Origin of the sequence: Asaia sp. W19 (assembly GCF_003994335.1) — a bacterium.
In the GTDB taxonomy this organism is placed as follows: Bacteria; Pseudomonadota; Alphaproteobacteria; order Acetobacterales; family Acetobacteraceae; genus Asaia.
The window spans coordinates 1-2,065 of record NZ_PNQZ01000179.1 but is presented as its reverse complement, the minus strand read 5'-3'; the positions used below and the strand labels follow the sequence as shown (position 1 = coordinate 2,065).

Sequence of the window (2,065 nt, the reverse complement as noted above, 5' to 3'; positions counted from 1 at the left end):
CGCGCCAACGCAGCGTGGGGGCAGGGGCACTGCCATTGACCGTGAAGGCCCGGCCGGTGCGATTGCCGATGGTCCACATGCGTGTGTCGATGTCGAGGCGCGGACGCGATGTTGCGACGCGGGGGATGGCGGCCGGATCTGGGCGTGGCACGACATCGGCTCGAGCAGAGAGAACGGGCGAGGCGCCCAACCCTGCGAGACCGCTGACGAAAATACGACGCGACAGGCCTGCCCCATGGCGGGAAAGCATTGTCATGAATTTTGTCCTGAACATCACGTGCAATAGGAGCCCGCGCGTCGCAGCCATGCAGGCCATGAGCGGGGCAACGTATCAGAGGTTCAGAAACGCCTTGGGCGGACGCAGATCAGGGGGGGAGAGTTGTCCGGAAAGGAATGCCGTACGTGGCAGGGCATAAGCTGCCCCCACAGCAGCGGTACTTCTGCCATGGCGAATTTCCTGAGGCAGGGTCAGGACCGACAGGCAGCCGGGAGAGGGCAGGCAGGAGCCGCAGTCGTGACCATGCGCCTGCTTGTGCGCAGGCATCGCCGGATGGTCGATGCAGCCCTGATGGGATGCTTCAACAGACAATGTCATGCCGCACCCATCATGGGCGTGCGGCAGGGCATTCGCCGTCGCAGGGAGCAACCCACGCAAAGCGATCATGCATGTCACGACCGTGACGATCAGGAGGGAGCGGCGATGCCGGGGCATGGTTCCTCGACCAGGGGAGAATAGCCATACTCTATGCAAGGCTGCGAGTTGATTGCAACCCGTATGATGCCTACCTAGTTGACCATCGGTACCGATGAGGAGAACCACGATGAGCACAACGATGCAGTTCAAGGTAGACGGAATGTCCTGTGGGGGCTGCTCGAGCCGTCTTGAAAAATCCCTGAGCACGATCCCCGGTGTCACTGCGGTCAAGGCAAGCCACGAGACCGGTGACGTTACCGTATCGACGGGCGATACGTCCCTTCCGCGCGCGGCCGTCGAGACCGTGATCGGGGAAACCGGCTTCGACGTGGTACGCCGCTAGGCGCGATGAGCCAAACCGCAGCCAGCACTCAGAACCGGGCGGCGGCGACGGCAATCCGCATTCCGGATCAGGACCTGACCCAAGCCAGGATGCGCCTGTCCTCCCCCGAGGGTACACAAAGGAAAAGCCGGACCGATGTCTGTTTCTACCCTCGATCTTGAAATCACTGGCATGAGTTGCGCCGCTTGCGCGGCGCGGCTGGAGAAGCAGTTCAACCGGCAGGCGGGCGTCACGGCCAGTGTCAATTTCGCTTCCTCTCGCGCCGTGGTCACGCGGGGAGAGGGGGCCCCGGACTTCCCAACCCTGGAAAATCTGGTTGAAAAGACGGGGTTTGGCATCGCCCGGTCCGAGATCGTTCTGGCAATTTCGGGTATGACTTGCGCCGCCTGCTCTGCCCGGCTCGAGAAGCTGCTCAATCGACTTCCTGGGGTGAGTGCCACAGTCAACCTGGCAAGTGAACGGGCGCATATCCGATATGTGGATGGGCTGATCGATGAGCAGGGTCTCATCGCAGCGGTAGCCAGAGCTGGGTTCGGAGCAAGCGCCCCCCAGCAGGGACGCGTTGGCGCGCAAGACGACGCGAGCCACAGGGTTTATATCGATCTCGTCCTGACCGCTCTGCTCTGCCTGCCCTTTATCGTGGAGATGATCGGCATGGCGTTTGGTTTCCACCATGTCGTACCGCTCTGGATGCAGGCGCTTTGTGCGACGGTTGTGCAATTCTACTCGGCGCGCGTTTTCTATCGAAGCGCATGGCATGCCCTGCGCACGGGGGGCGCCAATATGAATGTGCTGGTCTGCCTCGGGACCAGCATAGCTTACGGGTTCAGCCTTGCTGTGACGCTGTTCGGGCTCGACCTGCCAGTCTATTTCGAGGCTAGTGCCTTCGTCATTCTTCTTGTCTCATTGGGGCGGTTGATGGAGGAAAGGGCGCGTCATCGTGCTGCGTCCGGTCTGGAAGCCCTTCTCAACCTCAAACCGGAAATCGCTAACCGGATCGAGGGCGAATCAGTCGTCTCCCGCCCAGT

At 61.6% G+C, this 2,065-nt stretch carries 3 protein-coding genes and 1 pseudogene; 2 read left to right on the top strand and 2 right to left on the bottom strand.

The annotated features are described in order from the left end of the window. Nucleotides 1-256: pseudogene (locus C0V97_RS17785) on the bottom strand (copper resistance system multicopper oxidase); the annotation flags it as partial. A gap of 75 nt (nucleotides 257-331) precedes the next feature. Continuing rightward, nucleotides 332-712 carry a hypothetical protein gene (locus C0V97_RS17780; RefSeq protein ID WP_127102080.1) on the bottom strand — a complete coding sequence of 127 codons (381 nt, stop codon included), beginning with the start codon at nucleotides 710-712 and terminating at the stop codon, nucleotides 332-334. A gap of 109 nt (nucleotides 713-821) precedes the next feature. Here C0V97_RS17780 and C0V97_RS17775 point away from each other — a divergent pair, with 109 nt between their 5' ends. Beyond that, nucleotides 822-1,037 carry a heavy-metal-associated domain-containing protein gene (locus tag C0V97_RS17775; RefSeq protein WP_158625374.1) on the top strand — a complete coding sequence of 72 codons (216 nt, stop codon included), beginning with the start codon at nucleotides 822-824 and terminating at the stop codon, nucleotides 1,035-1,037. Nucleotides 1,038-1,172: 135 nt separating this feature from the next. After that, a partial coding sequence (locus C0V97_RS17770; RefSeq protein WP_199752025.1) for a cation transporter occupies nucleotides 1,173-2,065 on the top strand: 893 nt, incomplete at its 3' end.